The sequence below is a fragment of the Actinosynnema sp. NPDC059335 genome, assembly GCF_042752395.1.
GTDB lineage: Bacteria > Actinomycetota > Actinomycetes > Mycobacteriales > Pseudonocardiaceae > Actinosynnema.
Genome location: NZ_JBHYXZ010000041.1, coordinates 1 through 25,806, shown reverse-complemented (window position 1 = coordinate 25,806; position 25,806 = coordinate 1). Strand labels below are relative to the sequence as shown.

Below are 25,806 nucleotides of genomic sequence, written 5' to 3'. Positions count from 1 at the left end.
AGGAGGACGACGATGCGGATCAGGACGGGACTGGCGACCGGCCTGCTGCTGGTGCTCGCCGTCGCGGGCTGCGGCACGGCGGACGGGGGTGGGGAGGTGGCCACGGCCGGCGGTGGCGGCAGCACCACGTCGAGCGCCGCCCCGAACGCCGACGGCGAGCGCGCGCAGGGACTGCGGTACTCGCAGTGCATGCGGGACAACGGCGTGCCGGAGTTCCCGGACCCGGAGATCGGCAAGGACGGCGGCATGTCGCTGGACCTGCCCGAGGGGGTCGACCCGCAGGCGGTCGACGCGGCGCAGCGGGAGTGCAAGCAGTACCTGCCGAACGGGGGTGAGCCGGGCAAGGCGGACCCGCAGGTGGTCGCGAAGCTGCGGGAGTACTCGCGGTGCATGCGGGAGAACGGCGTGCCGAGGTTCCCGGACCCGACCGACGCGGGCCTGCAGGTCGAGAACGACGAGCTGGGGATCGACCCGAACAGCCCCGCCTTCAAGGAGGCGGAGCGGAAGTGCGCGAGCCTGAGGCCGTCGGGCAGGGGTGACGAGCCCGGCCTCAGCGATGGCGAGGGCAGGTGAGCCGTCGGGAGCGCCGCGGGCGTCGGCGGCGGGGCCCGCAGGTGGTGATCGGGGTGTCCGCGGTGCTCGCGGCCGGGGCCGCGGTGGCCGCCGGGACCGGGTTCGACGCCGGTCTGTGGGGCGGTGACCGCGACCACGACACCGCCGCCGATCCGCCCCCGGCGACCGCGGAGGTGACCAGGCAGACGCTGATCGACACGCAGACCGAGTTCGGCGAACTCGGCTACGGGGACCCGACGACGGTGCCCGCCCGGCTCGGCGGGACGGTGACCGCCTTGCCGGCGGTGGGCACGGTGGTCGAGCGCGGGCAGGCGATCCATCGCGTCGACGACACGCCGGTCGTGCTGCTGTACGGCGCCCTGCCCGCCTACCGCACGCTCGCGCCGAACGCCGAGGGCGCCGACGTCGAGCAGCTGGAGGCGAACCTGGCCGCGCTCGGCTACCCCGGGTTCACGGTCGACAAGAGGTACACCGCGTCGACCGCCGCCGCGGTCGAGGACTGGCAGCGGGACATCGGTGTGCCGAGGACCGGGAGCGTCGAGCCGGGCCGCGTGCTGTACGCGGCCGGGCCGGTGCGGGTGGACTCGCACCGGGCCGCGGTCGGCGACGCCGTCGGGCCGGGCACGTCCGTGCTCGACCACACCGGCACGTCGCGGATCATCACCGTCGAGCTCGACGTCGCCGACCGGCGGCCGGCGGTCAGGGGCGCGGCGGTGACCGCCGGCCTGCCGGACGGCCGGGAGGTCGCCGGGACGATCGCCACCGCCGAGACCGTCGTGGCCGAGGGCGACGGCGGCGAAGGCGGCAAGGGCGAGCCGAGGACGAAGATCGAGGTCGAGGTCACGGTCGCCGACCAGGAGGCGCTGGCCGGGCTCGACCAGGCATCGGTGCGGGTCGGTTTCACCGCGTCCAAGCGGGAGGACGTGCTGACCGTGCCGGTGAACGCGCTGCTCGCGCTCGCGGAGGGCGGGTACGGCGTCGAGGTGGTGACCGGCCGTGAGTCCACGATCGTCGCGGTGGAGACCGGGCTGTTCGCCGCCGGTCGGGTGGAGGTCTCCGGCACCGGGTTGGCCGAGGGCACGACGGTGGGGGTGCCGTCATGACGACGCCGGTGGTCGAACTGGACGGGGTCGGCAAGACCTACCCCGGCGGGGTGGTGGCGCTGCGGGACGTGACGTTGCGCGTCGGACGCGGGGAGCTGGTCGCGATCGTCGGCCCTTCCGGTTCGGGCAAGTCCACGATGCTGCACGTGATCGGCACGTTGGACCGGCCGTCGGAGGGCGTGGTCCGGATCGACGGGCACGACGTGGCGGCGTTGTCCGACCGGCGGTTGTCGGCGTTGCGGGCGAGCCGGATCGGGTTCGTCTTCCAGCAGTTCCACCTGGCGCCGGGCCAGTCCGCGGTGGACAACGTGGCGGAGGGGCTGCTCTACGCGGGCGTGCCGATCCGGGAACGGCGGCGGCGGGCGGAGGCCGCCCTGGTCCGGGTCGGCTTGGCGGACCGGCTGGACCACCGGCCCCACGAGCTGTCCGGCGGCGAGCGGCAACGGGTGGCGATCGCGCGGGCGGTGGCCGGCGAGCCGGCGTTGCTGCTGGCGGACGAGCCGACCGGGAACCTGGACTCGGCGTCGGGGGCCGGGGTGATGGACCTGCTGTGGGAGCTGCACTCGGCGGGCACGACGGTCCTGGTCATCACCCACGACCGGGACATCGCGGCCGGCCTGCCCCGGCGGGTCGCGATGCGGGACGGGGCGGTGGTCCCGTGAGCGCGCCGCCGAGTCGCGCGCCGGAGCCCCTCGCCCCGGCGCGGCTGAGGTCCGGGGACGTCCTTCTCGTCGGTGGCGCCGGGCTGCGCTCCCGGCCGCTGCGGGTGTTCCTCTCGGCACTCGGCATCGCGATCGGCATCGCGGCGATGGTCGCGGTGGTGGGGGTGTCGTCGTCGAGCCGGGCCGAGCTGAACCGCCGGCTCGCCGCGCTCGGCACCAACCTGTTGACCGTGGCGCCGGGCAACTCGCTGTCCGGGGGCTCCGCCGCACTGCCGCCCGAGTCCGTCGAGATGATCTCCCGGATCGGCGCGGTCCAGGAGGTCGCGGCGCTCGGCGAGGTGCCGGGCGCGAAGGTCTACCGCACCGACCGGATCCCCGCCGCGGAGAGCCGGGGGCTCACCGTGCAGGCCGCGCACCTCGACCTCCCGCGCACCGTGGGCGCCACGGTGTCCGACGGCGCCTGGCTCAACGCGGCGACCGCCCGCTACCCGGCGGTGGTGCTCGGGGCGACGACGGCCGAGCTGCTCGGCGTCCGCACGGCGGGCGACGGCGTCCGGGTCCACCTCGGCGGCCGGTGGTTCACGGTCGTCGGCATCCTCGACCCGGTGCCGCTCGCGCCCGAACTGGACTCCGCGGCGCTGATCGGCTGGCCGGTCGCGCAGACCGACCTCGGCTTCGACGGGAGCCCGACCACCGTCTACACGCGAGCCGAGGACGCCTCGGTGGAGGCGGTGCAGGCGGTGCTCGCGCGCACCGCCAACCCGCGGTCGCCGAACGAGGTGCTCGTGTCCCGCCCGTCCGACGCGCTCGCGGCGCGCAAGGCCACCGATCGCGCGTTCACCGGCCTGCTGCTCGGGCTCGGGGCGGTGGCGCTGCTGGTCGGCGGCGTCGGGGTGGCCAACACGATGGTCATCTCGGTCCTCGAGCGCCGCGCGGAGATCGGGTTGCGCCGTGCGCTCGGCGCCACCCGCGGCCAGATCCGGGTCCAGTTCCTCGCCGAGTCCCTGCTCCTGTCCGCGATCGGCGGCTTCGGGGGCACGGTGCTCGGCGTCGTCGTCACCGGCGGCTACGCGGCCACGCAGGAGTGGCCGACCGTCGTGCCGCCGTGGGCGATGCCGGGCGGGATCGGCGCGACGCTGGTGATCGGCGCGATCGCGGGCCTGTACCCGGCGATCCGCGCCGCGCGCCTTTCCCCGACGGAAGCGCTCGCCGTGCCGTGACCGGCTTCCCCGCTGTTGCGGCGACTGCCGACGGAAACGCCGAGCAGCACCTTGGCAAGCGACTCCTGTCCGGGCCCGATGCGGGTTGCCGTGCGGCCCGGCTCGCCACCCGGCGAGCCGTCGAAGATCGACCGGAGGCGGCGACCGCGCACCGAGCCGACATTGTCGGTGGGAGCTGATTGACTAGCCGAATGTTCGAAACTCCCGACGAGATCCACCGCCTCCAAGTCCTGCTCGACACGTCTCTGGCCGGCTCCAGCAGCCACCTCAAATCGATCATCCGACCAGGTGAGAGCACCTTGGACGCCGAGCAGGTCGTCCGGATCTGCCAAGGCATGTGCACCCTGGCCATCGCCACGGTCACCCGGCGCGGTGAGCCACGCATCAGCGGCGCCGACGGGCACTTCCTCCACGGCCGCTGGGTCATCGGCACCGACCGCCAAGCCGCCAAGGCCCGTCACCTCGCCGCGCGGCCCGGCATCAGCGCGACCTACATGCGCGGCGAGCAACTCGGCATCTTCACCCACGGGCACGCCGTTCCGCTGAACCCCGAGGGCACGAGCAGCGACCCGACCTGGCCGGCAATCCGCGACCACCTCGTCAACCACTACGACGGCGACAGCAACGACCCGTTCTGGGACGACAACATCTGGTACCGCATCGACCCCAGCTGGATGGTCGCCTACAGCAGCGACCCCGTCGGACTGCTCGACCAACAACCTCCAGCCTGAAAGGACCGCGCGGGTCCGCCTCAGCCCGTCACTCCTGGCCAGTCGAGGTTGGCCTCCGCCACACCGCCACCGCACAATCGCCGGGTATGTCCCGACCACTCCGCGCTTCAGGTGGTCAACCGGCTACGCAGGGCGTTCGCCGACCTCGACTGCACACCACGATGACGCGAACTCCCGTCCGACCGCCGCACCGAGATCCCTGGCGAGGACGGTCCCAGTGGCGGCTCTGCCGCGGAGTCATCACGGGGTCGACGCGGTGCTCAGGTGGTGAATGGTCTCAGGACAGAAGTGACCGGGCCAGGTCGTTGTCCGGAGGTGTGAAGTAGTAGCCGCCCCCGAAGGGCAGCACGTACTCCTGCAGCGCTTCGCCTTCCAGCCTGCGCTGGATCGCGGCGAACCCTCGTTCGACGTCGCGCTGCGTCGTCCCCCGTGGCTTCTCGACCGAACGCTGCTCTCTGGAACCAGCAGCACCTGCTCCACGCCGTGCGCGAGTACGAGCACTTCTACAACACCCACCGGACCTGCACGGACGACATTTCCGGCAAGCACAAGGCAGTCTGCTCGGCGCGTGATAACCACCGACCCGCCGGACGTTCACCACGCGGTGGGAATACGGGCGTCGACCGCACGGGTCAGTTCCCTCTTCGGCGTCGTACCAGGTCGTCCGCCGCCGAGGCCCAGTCCGGGTGGTGGAACCGGAACCCGGCGTCGAGCAGACGTCCCGGCACGACGCGACGGCTCTTCAGCAGCAGCTCGGTGTCGCTGCGGAGCGCGAACGCGCCCACCTCCGCCATCCACCTGGTCGCGGGCAGCCCGACCGGCATCCGCCACGCCGAGCGCAGCACGCGCATCAACTCGCGTTGCGGCACCGGGTCGGGCGAGGCCAGGTTGACCGGGCCGGCCAGGTCGGAGTCCAGCAGCAGCTCGATCGCACGCACGAAGTCCTCGTCGTGGATCCACGACACGTACTGCCGGCCGCCCGCGACCGGCCCGCCGAGTCCGAGCCTGGCCAGCCAGGACAGCACGTCGAACACGCCGCCGCGGTCGGGGCTCATCACCATGGCGCTGCGCAACGCCACCTTGCGCGTGTGCGGTGTGTCCGCGGCGGAGAGCTCGGCCTCCCAGTTCTTCGCGATGTCGACGCTGAACGCCCAGTAGTCCGGCACGCCAGGCTCGTCGCCACCGATGACGCCGGTAGTCTCGTCGTTCGGCGCGTCGAACCGGTGCGCGTAGATGGTGGCGGTGCTCATTTGCAGCCACACCCGCGGCGGCCTCACCGACCCGGCGATCGCCTCACCGACAACCCGCGCCGAGTCGACGCGCGAGCGCATCATCTCGTCCAAGTTCTCCGGCGTGTAACGACAGCTCACGCTACGGCCCGCCAGGTTGATCACCGCGTCGCAGCCGTCCACCTCGGCCGCCCACGGACCGAGCGTGCGGCCGTCCCAGCGCACGCCGGCGCTGCGGCTCACGATCACCACGTCATGACCGGCCGCGCTCAGCGCGCGTCGGAGCACCCCGCCGACCTGACCGGTTCCCCCTGGAATCACGATCTTCATGTCCACCCCTCCAGTGCCGAGCCTAGACCGCGACTACCCGACGCGATGCGCCTCCGGCAGCACCACCCGCCCGTCGCCGCCGAGTCCCGGATAGGGCGCATGGCCGACCGGGTAGTCATAGAAGTCGTCGCCACGGGTGCTGGGGAACTCCAGCACCTTTTCCACGATCCCTTCGTCCCCTTGGCCGGGGTGATGCCGGTCGCGCCAGTCGTCGAGCCGCTCGGGGTGCTCGCCGACCGGCACCGTGGGCTGTGGCAGGCCGATCATCGGCCCAGTACCACCGGGCTGCGACTCCTCCTGGCGGGTCAGCAGCGTCGTGCTGGAGCCGTCGCCATCGCGCTGGTAGACCTCCCACGAGGGAAACCGCGTGACGTCGCCGTTGACCTCGGCCGGTCCACGACCGCCGTGCGGATCGATCACCAAGTCGCCGCGCACGGACACGTTCATGTCCTGTGCCACCTCGGGGGCCAGCGGGTTGGCCGCGTCGATCCGCAACCGCACGCGCCCTTCCGAATCCTGCTCGACGCCCACCTCGGGGTCGCCGACCTCGGCGTGGCCGTTCGCGGCGTGCGAGGCGTTCTGGCGCACCACGACCACGCCGGTCTCGTAGTCGACGTAGAACGAGACACGACTTTGGTCTGGGCGCGCGTTCGGGTCGAAGCCCCGGTTGTCGCCGTGGTCGAAGAGGCTGTCGGGTGACGTCGGGTTGAAGACCATGTCGTCCCCGATGAACGCTGACCCGTGCACCACCCCGGCACCGGGTACGGGGTCGATTCGGAGCACGACAACCCTCGCGTTCGGGTCGCTGTTGGACGCGTCGCCGCCCTGGATGTCGAGCGCCGGCGAGCGAGAGCAGTTCGGTGCCGGTCGCCTCCGTGACCTGGTGCGCGGTCCGGCAGAGCGTCGAACGGTTCTCCAGGTCTGCGGGGTCGCCGGAGAGGACCCGCTCCGCGAGGTCGCGGAGGTCCTGGATGCCGAAGTACTTGAACACATTCGTCATGTCAGTCCAACCCGCCGATGATTTCCATCAGAGCGCGGGCGGTCTCGGCGTCGATGCCGGCGTAGGAGTCGGCCGTCGCCCGCAATTTGCGGGCGAATTCGGTGACCTCGGCCTCGGCCGCGAGCAGGTCTTCGAACCTGGTCTGAGTCCAGTCGTAGTTCGCCTGCCGCTACACGATGGCCGCTTGCACGTCACCGACCTCGGGCGGCGCCTGGCAAGCGCCTTCTAACTTCACCGCCAGGTCTTTCGTCTCACGTGCAAGCCGGTCGAGGTCGTCGGCGTCCGAGCGCAGCACGGGGATGATCCCGGCAAACCCGCCCATACCGGGTCCCTTCGAGAAGTCGATGGTGTCGATCGACTGGGACGGCACGGACGCCATGGCGGTTCCGCAGAATTCTCATCGGTTTCCATATCCGCAGTTCTGCGGCCAGCAATCAACTCGAATGGCTAATTGCTCTCCATGCCAGGCGATGCCTGCGGGTGTCGGTAGCTGTTTGTGCACCGGGCACGACTGAGCTTCGGTGCGCAGACAGGGGAATCCCTGGTATAGGCATCCGTTCGACCAGGAGTTCCGTTGTTATCCTGCCCTGTCCCGTCAGGCGCTGTCCGCGTGCGCACCCGTTGCTGCCGCTTGGCTGCGACCCACGAGCCAAGCTCACGACAGCGCCGCTGTCCCACCGATCTCACCGACGATCAGCGGGCCGTCGTCGATCCGCTGTTCGCCGGACCGGTCCTGGCTCTCCGGACGGGGCGGACGCCCGGAGAAGCACTACCGACGCCTCATCGTGGACGCGAACCTCGACACCGTCGACAACGGCATCGAATGGCGCGCCCTGCCCGCGGACTTCTCACCCTGGAACACCGTCTACCAGCGCCACATCCTCGTGGACACGATGAGTCTGCTGCTCGCCGTGCTGGTCACCCCGGCCAACATCCACGACAAACGTGCCGCCCGTTCCCTGCTACGACGGGTACGCCACCGGGCCGGCCACCGATTGACGCTGATCTGGGCCGACAACGGCTACCACGGAACCTTCCCCACCGCGTAGCGGTCGAGTGCCGCTCGCAGGTGATGTTCGTTGATGATGAGCAGGCGGTCGATGACTTCCCGTCTGACGTTCCGATTAACCCGTTCGGCATAGGTGTTGGCTCGTGGACACTGCGGCGGGATCTTCACGACGTGGATGCCTGCGCCGGAGAGGACCGCGTCGAACGAAGTGGTGAACTGACCGGCCCGGTCGCGGATGAGGAACCGGAAGTCGTCGACCCCGTCACCCAGGTCCATGCGCGTCCCGATTGACGGCGTTACGCCCACTGGAGCACTGTCCCGCCGGATGGCGACTTCCTGACCGAAGACAATTGAACCAATCGGCCCTGCGGCCACCATCGACGTTCGCTATCATGGCAGGATTGTCGGATCACGCTCCATTGTCCGGAATCCACCATTCCGAAGGAGGGACATGAGGCCGAACGGAGCATTACGCACTCTTGCCGTGGCTGCGGCCATGCTCGCGATGTCCGCGGGTACGGCACCGATGGCCCAAGCCGCGACCACCACTTCCTGTTCGAGCGGTCTCACCAGCTCGAGCGCGCCCAGCGTCGTCACCTTGGGCACCTCGTGCTCGGGGTTCGTGGATCAAGGCGCACCCTATGTCTTCAACATCGCCGTGCTCACTCATCTCATAATCCCGATTCCTCTCAGTGGTCCTCGCGCGTACTACTACTACGATGCCGTGGAGACCTGCAGCGGCTACCGGACGACCCCGGCGTTCCAGGCCACGGGCTGCGTCCGCACGTAAGCGAAGTCGAGGTTCACCCCGAACGATGGACAGCGCTCAAGAGTTCAGGCAACCGCTCGGAGTGACTGCTCATAGGCGATCGGACTGAGCACCCCCAGCGCAGGGCTGTCACACGCGCGGCTCTGGCGCACTTCCGGTGGTGGTGCTGGTCGAGGAGGATGCGGTGGCGTAGGAGATCGACATGACCGAGCTGGGCGTCGGGTTGTGGCTGCGCCGTCACGGGTTCACCCCACAGCGCCCGGCCCGGCGGGCCCACGAACAGCAGCCCGCCTCGGTGTGCGGGTGGCTGGACGAGGAGTACCCGGCGATCGAGGCCAAGGCGAAGGCCGTATGGGGTTCCAGAACTCTGCGCTGAGACGCTGAGCTGCGGTGATCGCGCACCCTGAGCCGTAGGAGCATGATCGTGAGGCGTGGCGCTGCGACTGCCGTACCCGATCTTCGTCCGGGTCGTCGGCCGGCTGGTCATACCCGGCCGGTCATCGGCGGGCAAGGACGCCGAACTGCCGGTGCTGCGGCACGAAGTCGCCGTACTGCGCCGCACCAACCCCCGCCCGCGGCTGGAGCGGGCCGACCACGCGGTGCTCGTCGCACTGGTTCGCCGACTCCCTCCGCCGCTGCGCGAGCACCGATTGGTGACGCCGGCCACCGTCCTTCGGTGACATCGGCGACTGGTCGCGAAGAAGTGGACCTACCCGAAACGGACACCGTGTAGCCGCTGCAACGGTTCGCCGCGCGCTGAAGCGCCTGCGGGTACCGCCCGCACCCGAGCGCGACAGCGACACCTCGTGACGGCGGTTCCCGGATCAGGAGTAGCGCTCACGTTCCTTCCACGCAGCGTAGCTGTCCAGCTCGTCGTGCAGGACCTCGTAGAAGCCGGCGCGCAGGCTGTCGAGACTGGGTGCGGGTCCTGGGGCGGCAGAGCTCAACAAGGCCGGCAGCGGCCAGGTGAGCAGTTTCCCGTGCCAGCCGCAGTAGACCGCTATCGCGTCCAGGCGGAAGGTGTCGAACCGGTCGAGCAGCACGTAGCCGAGGAGCTGCCGCAGCCACGCAGCTACGTCTTCGTCGGTGGGTTCAACGGCGAGTTTCACATCGACCAGCGTTCGTCCGATCACCAGGTCGGCCACGCCATACCCGCCTGCCAGTTCTGGTGCGACGACCACCGGCTCCCCGAGCGCCAGCAGAGCTTGACGACCACGCTCCAGGTAGAGGGTCCAGCAGTGCTTCAGCGCATCGAGGAGCTCGGTGTTGCCATCCGAGTCGTCCGCTGCGGTCGCCATGCTGGCGAACAGCGAACGACGTTCGTCCACCGTGCGCTTGGTCCCCCAGCGGTGCATGGGTTGTCTGAAGGAGTCGAGGGCCAGGCAGTCCGAGAAGGCGGCACTCTGGTCGTCCGAGTCCGTCGGGCGGTGAGTGCGTTTCCAGTGGCGTAGTAGTGGATCCGCAGTTCCGTTCGCAGGCAGGGCACCGATCGGAGCCGGCTCGTACCCGGCCGCGGCTAGCAGGGCCGTGCAGCGGTCGATCGAGAGGTAGGACAATTCCTGCAACCGTGGCGGTGTGCTGGCCAAGTCGAGACCGATGCGCAACTCCAGTGCCCACCCGGCGCTGTCTCGTCCGTGCCGCAGTGCGGGGATGCGGCTCGGGACTGCAGAGGCCAACCCCTCGGTCCACGCCTCAACCACAGCGGTCCGGCGCGGCAGGTGCTCATCGAGGAACCGCGACAGGGGTGTACCTGCGTACTTGGCCTGTTCTTGGATTCCTATGACAAGGCTCCTTTCAGCGTCCTGACCATGTGACGTCGGCGTCCGACCTCCACGTGGACGTGCAGCACGAATGGCAGGCACTGTGGGTGACGAGCAGAACGTGCTGGTCACCCACAGTGTCAGCGAAGCCACGAGCCGCACGAACAAGGGCATCTCCTTGCACTGCAGCCCACTCAGGGACGGCTGCCCGTCCCGGCTGAGCCAACGCCGTCGATTACACGGTTGCCTCATTCGCCGCTTGGGAGACCACGAGCTTGTCGAGGTCGTTCAGCAACGCCTGCACCGGCGTCCAGCACATGGCCACCGTGTCTGCATCCGGGGTGAAGTCCGTCTCGAACTGCCTGCGCGGGTGGATGTAATTGCGGAACTCCCGCACGGGGCGCATGAAGTCCTTCGCGTCGAGCTGGACCAGCCCTCGATCATGAGCCGTGTCGAGGAGCAGTTCGAGACCTGCCCGATCCGCCGGGATCTTTCCCTTCCGACCGGTGAACCCTTCACGGAGCAACTCGGGGTAATAGCTGGTCAGCACCGAGTAGAGCAACCCTTCGACAAAGCTGCCGATGCCGAAGAGGGCGAGGAGGTACGAGCCGCTCGCCTCCGCGAACTGGCTCTCCCTGACCCGCGAGACCAGCATCTGGACCAACTTCTCCTCCCCGATCAACTTGCGCAGCCGCTGCTCCACGTCCTCGACGTGGAGCACAACCTTGACCGTGCCGTTGCTCCCCAGCTCCCCGACCACCGGTCGACCGCCGACGTAGCTGACCTCGAGCCTCTCCAACTCGAGCACCTCGTTGACCGATCGACGAACGTCATCCGCTGCGGCCATGCCCTCCAAGTACTCGATGGGATCGCACAGCCGACACAGGAAACGTTCGATGTCGGTTCGCGCATTCTCCCGTTCGACCAGGGCGTCGACCAGCCAGCCGACCTTGGACGAGCCGTCGTAGTCCGGCGGGTCGATCCAGCCGGCGTTGCGGAGGAGCGCTTCGACTTCGCGTCCCGTGCGCTCGTACGGACCACCCTGGTCGACCACGATCCTGGCGAGCCGTTCCACGGTCTTGGGGTCTAGCGGAAACATCATGCTCCCTGTCCGTCGACGAGCTGCTGAGCGCGCACCAGGGCGTTGCCGATGCGCTGTTCCATCTTGGTCGTGCGCCTGCGGAAACCGAGTTCGTCAATGGCTTGGCCGATGCGGGTGTCGCGATCGACCTGCAACCGGTCGGTGAGCAGCCACAAGCACAGCTCGACCAACTCCCGATCGAAGTAGTCGTCGGTCTTCGACCGCCGCGGCTCCGAGAGGAATCCCGGGCGAGGACCGCGTTCGACGGCGACCTGTTGCGGTTTCGGTGGCGGCGCGGTCGTCGCCGGAGAGGAAGCGACGCCTCGTTCCGCGTCGAGCATGGCCTTCTCCCAGCTCTCCACGATCATGGCGGTCTGCGTGGCCCGATCGCGGAACCACTCGCTCGCCCACACGCGGTGGAACCGCCAGCCAAGGCGTTCCAGGTGCTCTTGGCGAAGCCTGTCGCGGTCACGGGCACTGCCCAACTGGTGATAGGTGTCCCCGTCCGCCTCGACGGCAAGCACCATCCGACCAGGCTGGTCCCTGTGCCCCAAGGCGAAGTCGATGCGGTAACCGGCCACCCCCCATTGCGGGGTCACTGGAACGCCCGCATCGACCAGGGCTTCGTGGATGCTCCGCTCGAAACCGTTCATCTCCTGCTTGCCCTGCGCACCGACGAGGCCCAGTGAGCCTCCGTTGTCCGCGAACTCCAGGTACTGGCGCAGCAGGTCCGCTCCGACGCTGATCCCGGTCGTGGGCATGTCGAGCGGGGAGAACGAAGCGACGATGTCCACGCGCTTCCGCGCACGAGTGATCGCCACGTTGAGCCGCCGCTCTCCCCCTTGGCGGTTGAGCGGGCCGAAGGCGGTCATGTGGAGCCGACCGTTGATCGCCTTGGCGGCGCCGAGGCTGAAGATGATCGCATCGCGCTCGTCACCTTGGACCTGTTCGATGCTCTTGACGAACAGGCGACGCCCCGCCCCCTGCATGCGCCCGCTGAACTCTGCCAGCTCGTCGTGGCCGGCATTGGCCCGCCGGAGGGCGAGTTCGATTCGCTTGGCGTGGTTGCCGCCCATCGTGATGACACCGAGGGTGTCCTCGGGATGGGCGCGGGCGTGCGCCAGCACCAGGTCAACGACCTTCTCCACCTCGGCTTCGGCGGACCCGTCACGTCCTGGCGCCACCCGACCGTCGACCTGGTGCAACGACAGGGGGCTCACCGCCTGGCAACCGGGGAAGGTGATGAGCTTCCCCTGGTAGAAAGCCCTGTTGGAGAAGGCGATCAGCCTCTCGTCCTGGCTCCGGTAGTGCCACTCCAGCATCCTCGTGTTCGGGATGAAGGCGCTCAGGCAGGCGAGGATGGACTCGAAATCCCGGACCTGGGGCGCATCGGCCTGGTCATCATCCTCGTCGTTGTCCGAATCACCACCGCTGAGAGCTGTGTGGAACCATTTACTGGGCGGCAGTTGGCGCTCGTCCCCCGCGACCACGAGTTGCTTGCCACGCATGATGGAGGTCATCGCGTCCTCCGGCTCCACCTGGCTGGCCTCGTCGAAGACGACCAGGTCGAACAGCCGCTGTGCGGGCAGGAGCCTGCTGACCACGATCGGGGACATCGCCCAGCAAGGACGGGCGGCGAGCAGGACGTCCGGCGCCTTGGCGACCAGCTTCCGCAGGGGCATGTGGCCCCGCTTGCGCTTCGCCTCGGCGCGGACCACGTCGTTCTGGTCCGGGTGAGCGTCGCGCGCTTCACGCAGCCTCTCGGCGACGCGCCGGCGCACGCGCTGGGCGTTGAGCTGGAAGTGCGAGGTGTCGAACTCCCGGAACTCGGAGACGACGTGGGAGTGGTGCAGCCCGGTGAACTGCCCTAGGTGCGGGATGCGCACCCGGTACTCGTCGAGCAGGGAGCTGTACCACGAGTGGCGGAACATGGTGCGCGCGAGTTCGGCATCCGCGTTGCGCTCTACCAGGACGTCCAGAAAGCGCCCCATCCCCATCCCGACAAGTCGATCCGTCAACTCGTTCAGCATCGGGACCTGGAAGAGGAAGTCCCGCTCCTCGTGGAGCCGCCCGACGTGCGCTGTCACCTCGTCTTCCGACCATTGGTCGGGTTCGGTCAACTGCGCTCCCATAGCCACAGCGGCCAGTTGGTCGCGGGCCTTGGCGATCTCCTCGAGCGTCTCGGCGAGGCCGATGACTTCTTGCGGTGCACCCTCTCCCACCGCCATCTCCTGCCACCGGTTGCGCTGGGCGAGCGCTGCGCTCAAGTCCGCGTGCAGCGTGCGCCGGTTGCACTTCCCGGCCTTGCGGAGCGCCGCGGCCACCTTGCGAAGCTTGTACCGCTGCCACCAGCTCAGCGGTCGCGGGTTGGCTGACCGCCACCTGCGGTCCCCGGTGGCGAAGCAGTAGTCCTCCAGTTCGTCACCGAAGACGTCCTTCTCGAACAGGGTCAACGTGCCTTCGACGTGGCGCAGCAGCTCCAAGACCTGTTCCCAACCCGGCAGGTCCGTGGGGCGTTTGAAGCCGACCTGCCCGATGAGGCGTCGCATCCGGTCCTGCGCGTCCGGCCATGTCTTGGCGTGCAGCTCGTCGAGCTGGACGATCACGTTCTGCACTTGCTCGGACGTGCGGATCTCGGACTCCGACCAGGCGGACTCGCCGCGGTGGAAGCGGAGGCCGTCCGAGTTGATGAACTTCATGAGGTCGTCTTCGACCCGCCGAACTGTGTCACCGTGCAGGTCGCGCAACTCGGCACCGCGGAAACGCACCGGGTTGGCGCTCCTGTCCGGCAGGGCCAGAAGGTTGTCGTACAGCGAGAACGCCTTGATGCCCCAGGGCTCGATCGCGGCGTGCAGGGCCCGGTCGTGGTGCAGAAGTTGGCCACGTCGTTCGGTCAACCGCTCGTGCAGGCCGTTGCCGTCCGCAGGCGGCTCCTTGCTCGCCCTGTCCAACGACTCCGAGACCTGTTGCGCGACCTGCCGCTTGTCGAGCTTCTGCTGGTGGAGGTCGAACACCAGGTGCCCCAGGTCGACTTGCTCCAATCTGTTGGTGACCGCCTCGATCGCGGCTCGTTTCTCCGCGACGAACAGCACGCGCCAACCCCTCGCCGCCGCGGCGGTGATGATGTTGGCGATCGTCTGGCTCTTGCCTGTCCCCGGCGGTCCCTGGATCACGACGTGCTGCCCGTCCATCACAGCGTTGACAGCGCGCTGCTGGGACGAGTCCGCGTCGAGGACGAGGAACTCGTCCCTGAGGACGACCTCATCGGGCTCGACCGGTTGGTAACCGCCGGCCGTTTCACGGAGCTGGCGCCTGGCCGGTTCGTAGCCCGCCGTCGCGGCGATGACGTCGTGCGCCGCCAAGAGCTCGGCGCAGTCCTTCAGCTCTCGCACCATCGGCAGCTTGTCGAAGCTGAACGTACTGGCGAACAGTCGCTCCTCGAACTCAGCGGTGCGGCCGTGCTCAGACACGACGTCTCTCAGCGCCCGGTACACGAGTCCGGCGTGCGTCGAGCGGTCGTCGTTCTCCTCCAGCATGGCGTTCAGCTCATCGGTGAGCTGCTCGACGTCGAGGTCGATGCCGTGCTGGCGGCTGAGCGCGTACAGCAAGACCGGGTTGACCTCGGGGGCTCCGACCAGCTCCAGCACGTAATCGGTCTCTGCGGCAGTGCGCGGTGTGATCGTAAGTGGCTGGAGGACGAGCGGCGCCCGCAAGGGCTTGACCGGCGCCGTGCCCTTGGTCGACGTCGGTTGCAGCAGGAACAGGCCGTGGGCCAACTTGCCCACGTCGTCGATTCCCTGTTCCTCCTGGAAGGTGAGCATCCTGCGGCGCAGGTTGCGAGCGCGCTGACAGGCAGCCGCATGCGCCTCACCAGCGGCTACCAATGTGTCGAGCCTGGTTTTACGCCCCGCGAGCAACTGTGCGACGACTTCAGAAGAAGCCTTGGTCAGGTCGAGGCTCCACGTCTTGCTGTCGCGGTAGTACAGCAGTGTGTTGTTGTGACCGAAGTCGATCAGGTCATCTGCCCACGACTCCGCCTTGGCCCTGACAAGATCAATCCGAGCACGGTCGGCACCTATCGCCACCTGCCCTTCCCCCTTCGAACGCTGCGATCGGCGCGAACACCGAGCCCGCAGAGCACTGGCGAGCCGATCAGTATGCCGAAGAGAAGGAGAAACGGGTAAGCGTCCGTTCAGGGCACTTAGAGACACACAATCGGGGTAGATGCGACACCCAGAGTGAAACACGCCCCCAAAGGTAACCCATTGTCCGCATAATTGCGGCAAGGTTGGGGTTCAACACATTTCACCGCAGTTCGGATACATCCACCCTCCAGACTCGCGAACTCCGGAAAGCCGCACTTGAGCGGCTGCTTCACGTTCCACTCGATGTGTCCTGATCACCGGGTACGACCTGTGTTCCTGGTCGGGTTGGGCAGGGCGGTTCGGCGTGGTTGCGCCGGTGTGGCGCGGGAAGCGGCGTTGGGCCCGGTCGCGCAGCGGATGGGTGGCCGTGACGGGTTGGCGAAGGAGTGGTGGCTTCTCGCGCGGGAGGACGTCGCGGACTGGGTGCTCATCGAGAACAGCGATGTCGGCGTAGCGCTGTTGACGGGCAACCTCGCGGATGGCGCGACGCTCAGCGATCGCGTGCAAGCCCGTGATGATGCCCAGGCCCTTGACCGCGACCAAGGCCAGGACAACCGGGGTGACATCGCGGATGCGGGCGGCGATGCGCACGGCGTCGGTCAGCGGCCGCGGTGCCTCCTGAGCGGTGATGATCGGGGCTGCCAGGTGCGCCGGTCCGGATCCGGTGCTGGAATTGCGCCTTCTGCAGTGCAGATGGCAGCTTCTACGGCGGCGCGCACCCGGCCCAGTTTCCTTCGCAACGTCTGTTCACTCGTTTCGCCGATGCGGTCCTGCGATTCGACAGGGTGGTCAGCGCGTCCGGCCCGCTCTCAATGGGCGGTGAGGACGCGCAGCGCGGCGCGTGCGGCTGCGATGACCGTCGGCCACTCCGGCTTATCGATGTACTCCTCGTCGGTCAATTCGGTGCCATACACGTCGAACAGCGAGTCCAGCGCATCCTTGAGCGGTGCCAGTGCTCGGATCTCGGCTTGGTTGCGCAGGTACGGGCCGACGGCTTCCGATAGATTCTCGAAGACCGTGGTGTCGTCGTAGAGTACGTGGATGTTCATGGTGAAGTTGTCGTGGTAGTTCGGATGAGGCATTTCACGCCTCACCCAAACACGCCGCTGGTATTCCGGATCGGATAGCGCGCGTATGGCGTCGACGATCTCCACGCGCATATCGGGGTAATCGACACCGGTCATGGCTTGTTCCATTGCCCCCACCTCAACCACTCGTCTAGCGGGATGTGCGCATCTGGATTGTCCTTGAGAGAACCGGTGATCGGCCTCCCATCACGACCGAGAATCTTCCCACCGTCCCGGACCACGACATGATTCACTTGCTGCGACGGCAGCCCTCCCGGCACAGCGGCGTCGATGCGCACGCCCTGTGACTGGGGATTCGGACCAAACCACCTCAACCCGACTCCCTTCTTGTTGGCGACCGGAAGAGCCCAACTGCTGGGAATCTTATCGACCGCCGCACGTGGTAGCCACGAGTGGGCGATCGGGAGAACGTGCCGCATGGCCGGGGTGTGAGCAGCGTAACCGGCGATCTTGCGGAGTTGTCGCCAGATGGCACCACCAGCACCGAGTTCCATCACGAAGAGCGGCAGGTCGGGCAGGTTGAGGGCTTGGACCTGTGCGATGAGTTCAGGTCCACACGCGTCGGGCCGACCGGAACAGTACCCCCTGAGCAGTTGCTGAACGGCGTCCGCACGGCCCTGGAGCACCGACCAGTCGATGACACCTGCTTCCCATCCGAGCCAGATGTCGAAGTCGTGCACCAGACCGACGCAGGAGCCGGTGCCGAGGTTGGCCGGCAGTTCGACGCCGTTGATGTAGCAAATGCCGTCGAGGACCAGCATCTCCGTGCCGTTCTCGAACTGACCGGCGCCACCCGAGGGCCAGTCGGGGTCGGGAACACCGCTCCCTGCTCGTTGGTTCAGGTCCTCTTGCCGCTGCTTCTGGACATAGAACCCATACGCCTCTGCGGCGGCCTCCGCTGCCAAGGCTCCGTCGTTCCCCGCCGCCACGGCGGCCGCGTAAGCAGCATCGGCAGCCGACCGCGCTGCCGCCGCGTGGCCACGTGCCTGGGCCGCCGACTCGGCGGCCTGCCCGGCGGAGTTGGTGGTCGAGCGGGCATCACGGTTCGCCGACGCCTGTGCCTCCCTCGCGGCGCGCGCTGATGCGGTGGCTTCGTTGGCGGACCTCTGAGCATCGTCGGCGGACTGGCGAGCATCCTCGGCGTAGCCGGCTGCAGCATCGGCGTGGTTGAGGGCTTCTTGTGCGTAGCCCTCGGCTTCGGCGGCGGCATTGCGGGCGACAGCGGCGACCCGATGCGCTTCGGCGGCGTCGGCTCGGGCGGTGGCGGCGATGTTGGCGGCGTCTGCGACGAAGCCGCTCACCCGAGCGGCGTGGGTCGCGGTGTCGTGGTCGAGCCGAGCCGCTTTGTACCGGCCGACTTGGAGGAACTCCTTGACGTACGACGGCGGGCCGGCGAGGGCGATCGTTGCGGCGGATTTCACCTCGGGACCGCCTGCGTGCAGCAGTTCCGCGACGGCGACGCGTTCGTCCTGCTGCCTGGTGACGTGCTGGCCGGTGCGGATGAAGGCGTGCTGGTCGGCCTCGGTGCCTTCTAGGGCGCGGGCACCTGCAGCACGGGTGGCGCTGCCACCGGCTTCGATGATCTGAGCGATCTTGACCCGGTCATCCAGATACTTGCCCTCGTAGTGCTGTGTGCGCAGAAACTCCAGCACCGCGTCGGCACTCCCGGCCAGCGCTGCTTCCGCTGCGGCCTTGTACTCCGGTTTCGGCGCGACGGTGGCCAGCTGTCCCACCCGAGCGCGGTCATCCTGCTCCGAAGCCAGCAGCCGCAAGGTGGATACGAACTCGCGCACTTGCTGGTCGGTGCCAGCCAGCGCGGTGTACGCGGCTTCCCTCGTCCAAGAACCGCCGGTGCGGGCTAGCTTCAAGGCTGCCCGACGGCCCTTGTCGACGATCACCTCGGGCGGCGCGCCGGGTGCGGTGGCCTCATCGAGCAGTTGGCGAGTCTGCTGGTCGATTCGGGTGCTTTCCGGGTCGTCCCAGAATGGTTCGGTAGGTCGGTTGTCGTATTCGCGCTTGGCCTGCTCGGCTGCCGCGACACCGAGCTCGGTCTGCAAGGCCAGTCGGTTGCTGTCGGCCTGCCGGGCGGTCTCCTCGACCTGGCGAGCTTGGTTGGCGGCCGCCTCGGCGATGTCCGCTGCGGCGCTTGCCGCATTGGCATGTTCTGTGGACTTGCGTGCGGCTTCGGCTGCGTCGCCGGCGTGATCTGCTGCCTGGTCGGCGGCACGGGCGGCGTTCTCGGCGTGGGTGGCGGCGGCGTTGGCTGCGTCACGCGCCTCGTAGGCCGCGCGGACGGCTTGCGCGGCCAGAGCGGTAGCGTGGTCAGCTGCTCGGGTCGCGGTCTGCGCCGCTCGCTGCGCCCGCGCAGCCGCCTGCCTTGCGCGATCCGCTTCCGCTCCGGCCGCATGGGCATAGTTGCCGGCCTCCGCGGCCGCTGCCGCCGCAGCACCCGCGTTCACCGCGGCGGCAGCGGCCGCACGCGCGGCCGAACCCGAGGCGTCGGCGGCAATCCCTGCCGCGTTGGCCGCCTCGGCTGCCAGTTTCGCACCTGCGGCGACGTCGCGGGCGTTCTGTGCGGCTTGCCTGGCGGCAGCGGCGTCGCCGGCGTTGGTGGCGGCCGCCGCGGCGGCGTCGTAGGCGCGGGCCGCCGCCTGGCTCGCGAGCGTTGCCGCGCTCGCGGCACGGGCTGCGGCGTTGGCGGCCACTCGCGCCGCGTTGTTGGCTGCCGCAGCGGCCTCGGTGGCCACGCTCGCAGCGTTGGCCGCACCGGACGCGGCATCGGCCGCACGTCCTGCCGCTGCGGACGCCTTGGTGGCGGAGTCCCGTGCCGCGGCCGTTTCCGCCGCGGCGGTCTCGGCGGCTTGTTTGGCCAACGCGGCTGCCTGCACGGCCCGCTCGGAGGTTTCCTTGGCCAGCTCCGTCTGCGTCGCCGCGACAGCCCCGGCCTCCTTCGCCAGCTCCACCAACTGCGATACCGTCAGCACCTCTTGATCGCGTTCACGGGCGACGTGCTGACCGATCTCGAGGAACTCCAGGATGTCGTCGGCGGTGCCGTTCAACGCGATTCCCGCCGCCTGCTGCACGGCCGGGCCACCGGCGTAGAGGATCTGCGAGACCTTCAGCCGGTTGTCCTGCTCACGAGCCGGGAACTGGCCCTGCGACAGGAACTTCTGCCGGTCACCGGCGGTGCCGTTGAGCGCCTCGCCGGCTTTCCGTCGAACCACCGGGCCCGCGGTGTTGATGAGTTGGGCGATCCTGACCCGGTTGTCCCCATCCGCCGGCGACTGCCACCCCGAGCGCAGGAACTCGCGCAGCTGCTCCGGCGTCCCTGCCAACGCCCGCCCGGCCGCCTCGCGGACCTGTCTCCCGGCGACCGAGATCAGCTGCGCGGCCCGCAGCCGGTCGTCGTGCACAGTGGAGTTCTGGTGGCCGGTCGCCAAGAACTGAGCGAGATCGGCTTCCGAACCCAACAAAGCCGCCTCGGCTGCCCGGGCGGTGACCGGCCCCGCCGTGCGGAGGATCTCCACAACCCTGGCCCGATCGCTGAGCGGCGGCTCGTCCTGCGCGACCGCGACCGGCGTCACGACGACACCGCTCGTCAGGGTGCCAACTGCGACGGCAGCGCACAGCAGCCGTCGGATGTGGCTTACGCCCACCCGAATCCCCCCACGATTTTTGATTTTGCGCTCCTGAACCGCCGGTCGCCCCCTGACCCGCAGTACCGACGCTCAGGCTAGACAGGATCCATCGATCTTGACAACGCCGAGCCCGAAGGGCCCGGCGTTACCTCATTGCGACAGGGATCACAGGGCCTTGGCTTCCGTCCGTGACCTGTCCCATCATCACCAAGATGCACCCGCGACCGGGGAGGGGTCGGCCGGTGCGTTCGGTCATTCAGCAGTCCCGCCCCGGTACGCGGGACGAATCTCGGGGGAGGTTCCCTTGCGGGCACGTTCTCGCATGCTTGTCATCAGCGCGGCCGTCGCCGCCACACTCGTTTCCTCGGTCGTCGCCGCGCTGTCCAACGGCGCGCCGGCCACCGCCGAGGACGCTCAGCAGCCTCTCGTGGAAACCTTCGACTACCCCGATGCCGATGCCATCTTCCAACAACGGCAGATCCGTCTGAAGAAGGGCGATGGGCACATCCTGCTCGTCGACTGCCGCGCCGGTGCGAACCAGATCAGGGTGGAGAGCAACGCCTTCGACCCGCCCAACCACCTCTTCTGTTTCCAGGTCACCGGGAACAGCGGCTACCTGACCATGGAGATTCCCAACGCCTTCCTGGTCTACGGCAACGACTACAACGCCGTGGCGAGCTGGACCACCGACACCGGCGAAGTTCGCCAATCCACCGTGCGCAAGAACGACCCTGTGCCCACCCCCATCGGCGAAGGAGCCACCGGCACTCCCGGTGTCCTCATCGAGTTGAGGGCGACCCGATGACCACAAACGCGTCACGCCGTTCGAAGGCGTGGAAGCGATCGGGCTCGGAGGACTCGTGACACGGCAACGGGACTCCCGAAACTTCATGTCTCTCGCCGCCTGCGATGGGACCAGGGGCAGCGAACCATGCCGCCGGTGAGCCGGACGGCGGAAAGCCGACCGGTCCCGCCCGGAACACCGAGGGCAACGTCCACGCCGATCCTGGTGCCTTCTTGCTGGAGATTCGATGAAGAAGCTCGTCCTGGCCGCTGCCGCAGTCGTTCTGACGGGCGCGCACTTGAGCATCCCCGCCTCGGCAGTGTCCGGCGGATCGACCCTGCCGAACGGAAGCCACCCGTTCGTGGCCAGGATCCACTCGGAAGGTGTGGGCTGTACCGGGGCGCTGATCGACCCCGAGTGGGTGATCACAGCGGCACAATGTTTCCCCGGTAGCGGAAGCACACCGACCACGCCGACGACGGTGAACGTCGGCAACGCGAACCTCGGCACCGGCACCGGCCAGGTCGTCAAGGTGACCGGCCTGGTCCGCCGGACGGACCGGGACGTCGTGCTCGCGAAGTTGGAGCGACCGGTCCTCGACGTCACCCCGATCGCGTTGAGCCGCACCGCACCCGTTCAGGGCGAACCACTGAGTGTGGTGGGCTTCGGCCGCACCGCGACGGACTGGGTGCCGGACAGGCCACGCCTGGCCACCTTCTCGGTTACCGCCCTCGGTGCCACCACCGCGTCGCTGACCGGCGAGAACGGTGTGGACACCTGCAAGGGTGACGCCGGCGGGCCTGCGTTCCGGATGGTCGGCGGTCGGCCGGAGCTTGTCGCGGTCAACAGCACGTCGTGGCAGCACGGCTGCCTGCTCGTGACCGAGACCCGCCAGGGCAGCACCGAGGCCCGGACCGACGACATCGTCACCTGGATCCACCAGCAGTTCCCCAGCAAGCGCATCCGCAACTACAACACGCTCTGTGCGGATCTCGGCTCCAACGCCGTCGGCACACCCGTCGTGATGGCGACCTGCCAGCCGGGGCATTGGCTCAGTCAGCTGTGGCGCCTGCCCGGTGACGGCACGATCCGCAACTACAACGGGCTGTGCATGGACCTCGGGTCAAACGCCGTCGGCACACCCGTCGTGATCGCGACCTGCCAACCCGGGTCGTGGGCCAGCCAGCAGTGGACGGTCCGCGAGAACCGGACAATCAGCAACTACAACGGGCTGTGCATGGACCTCGACTCCAACGCCGTCGGCACACGCATCGTGATGGTCACCTGCCAACCCGGCACCTGGCCCAGCCAGCAATGGACAGTGGCCTGAGCGAGTGGCAGGAGCCCGATGGGCATGCCCCGCGCGGCCCGTGGTGGCCGACGCCGGTATGGCGACTCTTCCGGCTTCCGCCAGGGACTCACCGACCGCGGCCTGACCTAGTGCTGCATCTCGGAACGTTGACCCGCTAATCGGCGTGGCGGGCTGACGGTCCAGGCTTGTCCTCCCATGTCGAGCGGGAGGTGGTCGTGGGTCGTCGTCCGGAGGTGTTCGTCCGGCCGTTGTCCATGGAGGAAGGCCGCAAGCTGGCCCGGATCGGTCGCACCGCGAAGGACCCGGTGCGATTACGTCGGGCGATCGTGGTCCTGATGTCCGCCCAGGGACAGGCGGTCCCGGACATCACGTCGTTGATGCAGGTCAGCGCCGACTATGTACGTGATGTGATCCACTCGTTCAACGAGCGGGGGTTCGCGGCGCTGGACCCAAAATGGAGCGGGGGACGCCCGAAGGTGATCGGTGAGGCGGTCCGGCAACGGATCTGCCTGATCGCCAGGACGTCCCCCGCCACGTGGGGTATCACCGCGTTCTCGACCTGGTCGTTGTCGAAGCTGCGCGACCATCTGCTCGACCGCGGCACCGTGGCCGCGATCAGTCGGGAGACCCTGCGCCGCATCCTGCACGCCGGTGGCGTCTCGTGGCAGAGCACTTCCACCTGGAAAGGCTCCACCGATCCGGACTTCCTGGCGAAGATGCACCGGATCCCGGACCTCTACGACCATCCGCCCGACGACGGCCGGGTGATCTGCGTCGACGAGTTCGGACCGCTCAACCTCCAGCCCCGCAAGGGCAGGTCCTGGCGGCCGACCGGATCGCCGCTCCGATTACGGGCCACCTACAACCGCCGACACGGTGTGATGCACATGCTCGCCGCCCTGGACCTGACCACCGGTCGGATCCACCACCGCATCCGGCGCCGCAAACGGCACGGCGAACTTCTCGACCTGCTCGCGAGTCTGCGCACCCGTTGGCCAGGACAGCGCCTCTACCTCGTCATGGACAACTTCTCGCCCCACCGTCACCCCGACGTCCGCGATTGGGCCGCCGCCAACGACGCCGAGCTGGTGTTCCTGCCGACCTACAGCTCCTGGTTGAACTGGATCGAGGCGGAGTTCACCGCCCTGCGCTACTTCACCCTCAACGGCACCGACCACCGCACCCACGCCGAACAGAACGCCGCCATCGCCGCCTACATCCGCTGGCGCAACGCCCACGCCCGACCCAAGACCGGCTTCGCCACCGACTCACCCATCCGCACCTGGACCCATTACCCGGCCAAGGTTGCGTGACGCAGCACTAGCTACGCCTTCGACACGACCTGATCAACAGGCATTGAACTGCAGCGACTAAACGCTCACGTCAGATCTGTGGTGCTGACGGGCTCGTAAAACGAGCGGTGTAACTCCTGATCAAGGATGCGCACCTGATGACCGAGATGATGTCCGGCGTGGAGAACGCCGAGGACGCCAAGCCCGAGACCGCCCTGGACGAGCAGTTGGTCGACCAGTTGGTCAGCCGGGCCCGCGCTGGTGGACTGAAGCTCACCGGTGAGGGCGGGTGCTCCAACAGCTGACCAAGCGGCTGCTGGAGTCGGCGTTGGAAGGTGAGATCACCGACCACCTGGGCTATGACAAGCACGATCCGGCCGGGCGCGGGACCGGGAACTCGCGCAACGGCACCCGCTCGAAGACCGTGCTCACGGACGTGGGCCCGGTGGAGATCGACGTGCCGCGTGATCGCAACGCCGAGTTCGAGCCGCGGATCGTGGCCAAGCGGCAGAAGCGCCTGACCGGCGTGGACGAGATGGTGATCTCGCTGTTCGCCAAGGGCCTGACCACCGGGGAGATCTCCGCGCACCTGGCGGAGGTCTACGGCGCCGACGTGTCCCGCCAGACGATCTCCACGATCACCGACAAGGTCGTGGAGGGCATGGTCGAGTGGCAGAACCGGCCTCTCGATCCGGTCTATCCGGTGGTGTTCATCGACGTGATCCACGTCAAGATCCGCGACGGCCAGGTGGCCAACCGGCCGATCTACATGGCGATGGCGGTCACCACCGAGGGCCGCCGCGACATCCTGGGTCTGTGGGCCGGTGACGGCGGCGAGGGCGCGAAGTACTGGCTGCACGTGCTCACCGAACTGCGCAACCGCGGTGTCGCCGACGTGCTGATGCTGGTCTGCGACGGGCTGACCGGCCTGCCCGAGGCGGTGACCACGGTCTGGCCGCGAACGATCGTGCAGACCTGCATCGTGCACCTGCTGCGCAACAGCTTCCGCTACGCCGGCCGACAGCACTGGGTCGCCATCGCCAGAGCGCTCAAGCCGGTCTACACCGCCCCGACCGAAGCCGCGGCACGTGAGCGGTTCGCCGAGTTCACCCAGGAGTGGGGCACCCGCTATCCGGCGATCGTCCGGCTCTGGGACAACGCCTGGGCCGAGTTCGTGCCCTTCCTCGCCTTCGACGTCGAGATCCGGCGGGTGATCTGCTCGACCAACGCCATCGAGTCCGTCAACGCCCGCATCCGCCGCGCCGTGAAGGCCCGTGGCCACTTCCCCAACGAGCAGGCCGCACTCAAATGCGTCTACCTCGCGGTGATGAGCCTGGACCCGACCGGCACCGGCCGCAAACGCTGGACGATCCGCTGGAAGCCCGCGCTCAACGCCTTCGAGATCGCCTTCGACGGCCGCCTGGCCGCCGGACGCAAGTAGCCCTCTTCAACCCCGAGTTACACCGCTCGTTTGACAGACCCCCTCGCGTGTTCGTGCGGGTGTTCGAAGAGCAGCAAGACGACCATGCTCATCTCACCCGTACCGCTCGCCGTGACCTCCCGCGCGATGCGCCACTCGACCCTGCCCACCACCACCGAGGTCTACGGCCATCTGCTATGCCACGTCGCCCACGACGCGGTCGACGTCATCGCCCACGCTCTGGACGAGGCCGATGTCGCCTGACCTTCGGGACGCGACCACATTGCGACCACAACAGCCGAAAACGACACCAGCGGGTCTGCCTCGAAAGGCAAACCCGCCGGTCATGGCCGTCGGGACGACAGGATTTGAACCTGCGACCCCTTGACCCCCAGGCTCGCCCCGATCATGAGCTGACCTGCGGAAACAGCGTCAACACCCTTTGCGACAGGTCAGTTGAGCGCAGCTCGACGCAAGTAGAACCCGTTGCGGCACAACGAACTCTCCTCCACCCGCTCCTCCAGGTCCACTCCCTTGACACGAATCAAGTGGTCGTTGGTGGGATTGAGCTTCCCCCGGTAGCCCGGTGGCTTTCCAGGCATGGTCCGATAGGGCCTGAAGGGAGTCGTCCGTGGCACCACCGAAGAAGTACCCCGACGA

The 25,806-nt window shown here is 68.3% G+C and carries 23 protein-coding genes and 1 pseudogene; 13 read left to right on the top strand and 11 right to left on the bottom strand.

All coding sequences use genetic code 11. The annotated features are described in order from the left end of the window. Positions 1-12 precede the first annotated feature (12 nt). The 5 genes from ACFXGA_RS15400 to ACFXGA_RS15380 all read left to right on the top strand — a co-directional run bounded on the left by ACFXGA_RS15400 (position 13) and on the right by ACFXGA_RS15380 (position 4,289). On the top strand, positions 13-573 hold the full coding sequence (locus tag ACFXGA_RS15400; RefSeq protein ID WP_378088213.1) for a hypothetical protein: 561 nt from the start codon (positions 13-15) through the stop codon (positions 571-573). A 53-nt stretch (positions 574-626) separates the two neighbouring features. Next, on the top strand, positions 627-1,676 hold the full coding sequence (locus tag ACFXGA_RS15395; RefSeq protein ID WP_378088211.1) for a peptidoglycan-binding protein: 1,050 nt from the start codon (positions 627-629) through the stop codon (positions 1,674-1,676). After that, a complete protein-coding gene (locus ACFXGA_RS15390; protein WP_378088209.1) occupies positions 1,673-2,338 on the top strand; it encodes an ABC transporter ATP-binding protein in 666 nt (221 codons plus the stop codon). Before ACFXGA_RS15395 ends, ACFXGA_RS15390 begins: the two co-directional genes overlap by 4 nt. Continuing rightward, positions 2,335-3,558, top strand: coding sequence for an ABC transporter permease (locus ACFXGA_RS15385; RefSeq protein WP_378088207.1), 1,224 nt, complete (start codon positions 2,335-2,337; stop codon positions 3,556-3,558). Before ACFXGA_RS15390 ends, ACFXGA_RS15385 begins: the two co-directional genes overlap by 4 nt. A 191-nt stretch (positions 3,559-3,749) precedes the next feature. After that, on the top strand, positions 3,750-4,289 hold the full coding sequence (locus ACFXGA_RS15380; RefSeq protein ID WP_378088205.1) for a pyridoxamine 5'-phosphate oxidase family protein: 540 nt from the start codon (positions 3,750-3,752) through the stop codon (positions 4,287-4,289). A gap of 632 nt (positions 4,290-4,921) precedes the next feature. Here ACFXGA_RS15380 and ACFXGA_RS15375 read toward each other — a convergent pair. The 3 genes from ACFXGA_RS15375 to ACFXGA_RS15365 form a co-directional block, all read right to left on the bottom strand. Continuing rightward, positions 4,922-5,848 carry an epimerase gene (locus ACFXGA_RS15375; RefSeq protein WP_378088203.1) on the bottom strand — a complete coding sequence of 309 codons (927 nt, stop codon included), beginning with the start codon at positions 5,846-5,848 and terminating at the stop codon, positions 4,922-4,924. A gap of 33 nt (positions 5,849-5,881) precedes the next feature. Next, positions 5,882-6,631 (bottom strand): hypothetical protein, encoded by a 750-nt coding sequence (locus tag ACFXGA_RS15370; RefSeq protein WP_378088201.1) that lies wholly within the window; start codon positions 6,629-6,631, stop codon positions 5,882-5,884. A 386-nt stretch (positions 6,632-7,017) separates the two neighbouring features. Continuing rightward, positions 7,018-7,227 carry a hypothetical protein gene (locus ACFXGA_RS15365; protein ID WP_378088199.1) on the bottom strand — a complete coding sequence of 70 codons (210 nt, stop codon included), beginning with the start codon at positions 7,225-7,227 and terminating at the stop codon, positions 7,018-7,020. A 142-nt stretch (positions 7,228-7,369) separates the two neighbouring features. Here ACFXGA_RS15365 and ACFXGA_RS15360 point away from each other — a divergent pair, with 142 nt between their 5' ends. Further along, entirely contained in the window at positions 7,370-7,897 is a 528-nt protein-coding gene (locus tag ACFXGA_RS15360) for a transposase (RefSeq protein ID WP_378088197.1), read from the top strand. Here ACFXGA_RS15360 and ACFXGA_RS15355 read toward each other — a convergent pair. Then, positions 7,870-8,133 (bottom strand): hypothetical protein, encoded by a 264-nt coding sequence (locus ACFXGA_RS15355; RefSeq protein ID WP_378088195.1) that lies wholly within the window; start codon positions 8,131-8,133, stop codon positions 7,870-7,872. The two genes, ACFXGA_RS15360 and ACFXGA_RS15355, sit on opposite strands and share 28 nt — an antisense overlap. 114 nt (positions 8,134-8,247) lie before the next feature. Continuing rightward, positions 8,248-8,454: a hypothetical protein gene (locus ACFXGA_RS15350; protein WP_378088193.1), complete on the bottom strand. Its 207-nt coding sequence runs from the start codon at positions 8,452-8,454 to the stop codon at positions 8,248-8,250. A 374-nt stretch (positions 8,455-8,828) separates the two neighbouring features. Between ACFXGA_RS15350 and ACFXGA_RS15345 the strand changes: the two genes are divergently transcribed. Beyond that, a complete protein-coding gene (locus ACFXGA_RS15345; RefSeq protein ID WP_378088191.1) occupies positions 8,829-9,002 on the top strand; it encodes a winged helix-turn-helix domain-containing protein in 174 nt (57 codons plus the stop codon). A 55-nt stretch (positions 9,003-9,057) separates the two neighbouring features. After that, positions 9,058-9,306 carry a hypothetical protein gene (locus ACFXGA_RS15340; RefSeq protein ID WP_378088189.1) on the top strand — a complete coding sequence of 83 codons (249 nt, stop codon included), beginning with the start codon at positions 9,058-9,060 and terminating at the stop codon, positions 9,304-9,306. A 144-nt stretch (positions 9,307-9,450) separates the two neighbouring features. Here the strand turns inward: ACFXGA_RS15340 and ACFXGA_RS15335 are convergent, their stop codons facing one another. The 6 genes from ACFXGA_RS15335 to ACFXGA_RS15310 all read right to left on the bottom strand — a co-directional run bounded on the left by ACFXGA_RS15335 (position 9,451) and on the right by ACFXGA_RS15310 (position 20,284). Beyond that, the gene (locus ACFXGA_RS15335) at positions 9,451-10,230 is read right to left on the bottom strand and encodes a hypothetical protein (protein WP_378088187.1); all 780 of its coding nucleotides are present in this window, start codon (positions 10,228-10,230) and stop codon (positions 9,451-9,453) included. A 391-nt stretch (positions 10,231-10,621) separates the two neighbouring features. Then, positions 10,622-11,461, bottom strand: a complete 840-nt coding sequence (locus ACFXGA_RS15330) for a hypothetical protein (RefSeq protein WP_378088185.1) — start codon at positions 11,459-11,461, stop codon at positions 10,622-10,624. Between the two features lie 23 nt (positions 11,462-11,484). Beyond that, positions 11,485-15,552, bottom strand: a complete 4,068-nt coding sequence (locus ACFXGA_RS15325; protein WP_378088183.1) for an AAA domain-containing protein — start codon at positions 15,550-15,552, stop codon at positions 11,485-11,487. A 210-nt stretch (positions 15,553-15,762) separates the two neighbouring features. Further along, positions 15,763-16,203, bottom strand: coding sequence for a hypothetical protein (locus tag ACFXGA_RS15320; protein ID WP_378088181.1), 441 nt, complete (start codon positions 16,201-16,203; stop codon positions 15,763-15,765). 218 nt (positions 16,204-16,421) lie between these two features. Beyond that, positions 16,422-16,808 carry a hypothetical protein gene (locus ACFXGA_RS15315; RefSeq protein WP_378088179.1) on the bottom strand — a complete coding sequence of 129 codons (387 nt, stop codon included), beginning with the start codon at positions 16,806-16,808 and terminating at the stop codon, positions 16,422-16,424. Continuing rightward, positions 16,793-20,284, bottom strand: coding sequence for an ALF repeat-containing protein (locus ACFXGA_RS15310; RefSeq protein ID WP_378088177.1), 3,492 nt, complete (start codon positions 20,282-20,284; stop codon positions 16,793-16,795). Before ACFXGA_RS15310 ends, ACFXGA_RS15315 begins: the two co-directional genes overlap by 16 nt. 376 nt (positions 20,285-20,660) lie before the next feature. Between ACFXGA_RS15310 and ACFXGA_RS15305 the strand changes: the two genes are divergently transcribed. The 5 genes and pseudogenes from ACFXGA_RS15305 to ACFXGA_RS15285 all read left to right on the top strand — a co-directional run bounded on the left by ACFXGA_RS15305 (position 20,661) and on the right by ACFXGA_RS15285 (position 25,410). Further along, positions 20,661-21,143: a hypothetical protein gene (locus tag ACFXGA_RS15305; protein WP_378088175.1), complete on the top strand. Its 483-nt coding sequence runs from the start codon at positions 20,661-20,663 to the stop codon at positions 21,141-21,143. Between the two features lie 226 nt (positions 21,144-21,369). Then, the gene (locus tag ACFXGA_RS15300; RefSeq protein ID WP_378088173.1) at positions 21,370-22,452 is read left to right on the top strand and encodes a trypsin-like serine protease; all 1,083 of its coding nucleotides are present in this window, start codon (positions 21,370-21,372) and stop codon (positions 22,450-22,452) included. Positions 22,453-22,619: 167 nt separating this feature from the next. After that, a complete protein-coding gene (locus ACFXGA_RS15295; RefSeq protein WP_378088171.1) occupies positions 22,620-23,747 on the top strand; it encodes an IS630 family transposase in 1,128 nt (375 codons plus the stop codon). A 149-nt stretch (positions 23,748-23,896) separates the two neighbouring features. Beyond that, positions 23,897-25,167: pseudogene (locus tag ACFXGA_RS15290) on the top strand (IS256 family transposase). A gap of 84 nt (positions 25,168-25,251) precedes the next feature. Beyond that, positions 25,252-25,410, top strand: a complete 159-nt coding sequence (locus tag ACFXGA_RS15285) for a hypothetical protein (protein ID WP_378088169.1) — start codon at positions 25,252-25,254, stop codon at positions 25,408-25,410. Positions 25,411-25,806 lie beyond the last annotated feature (396 nt).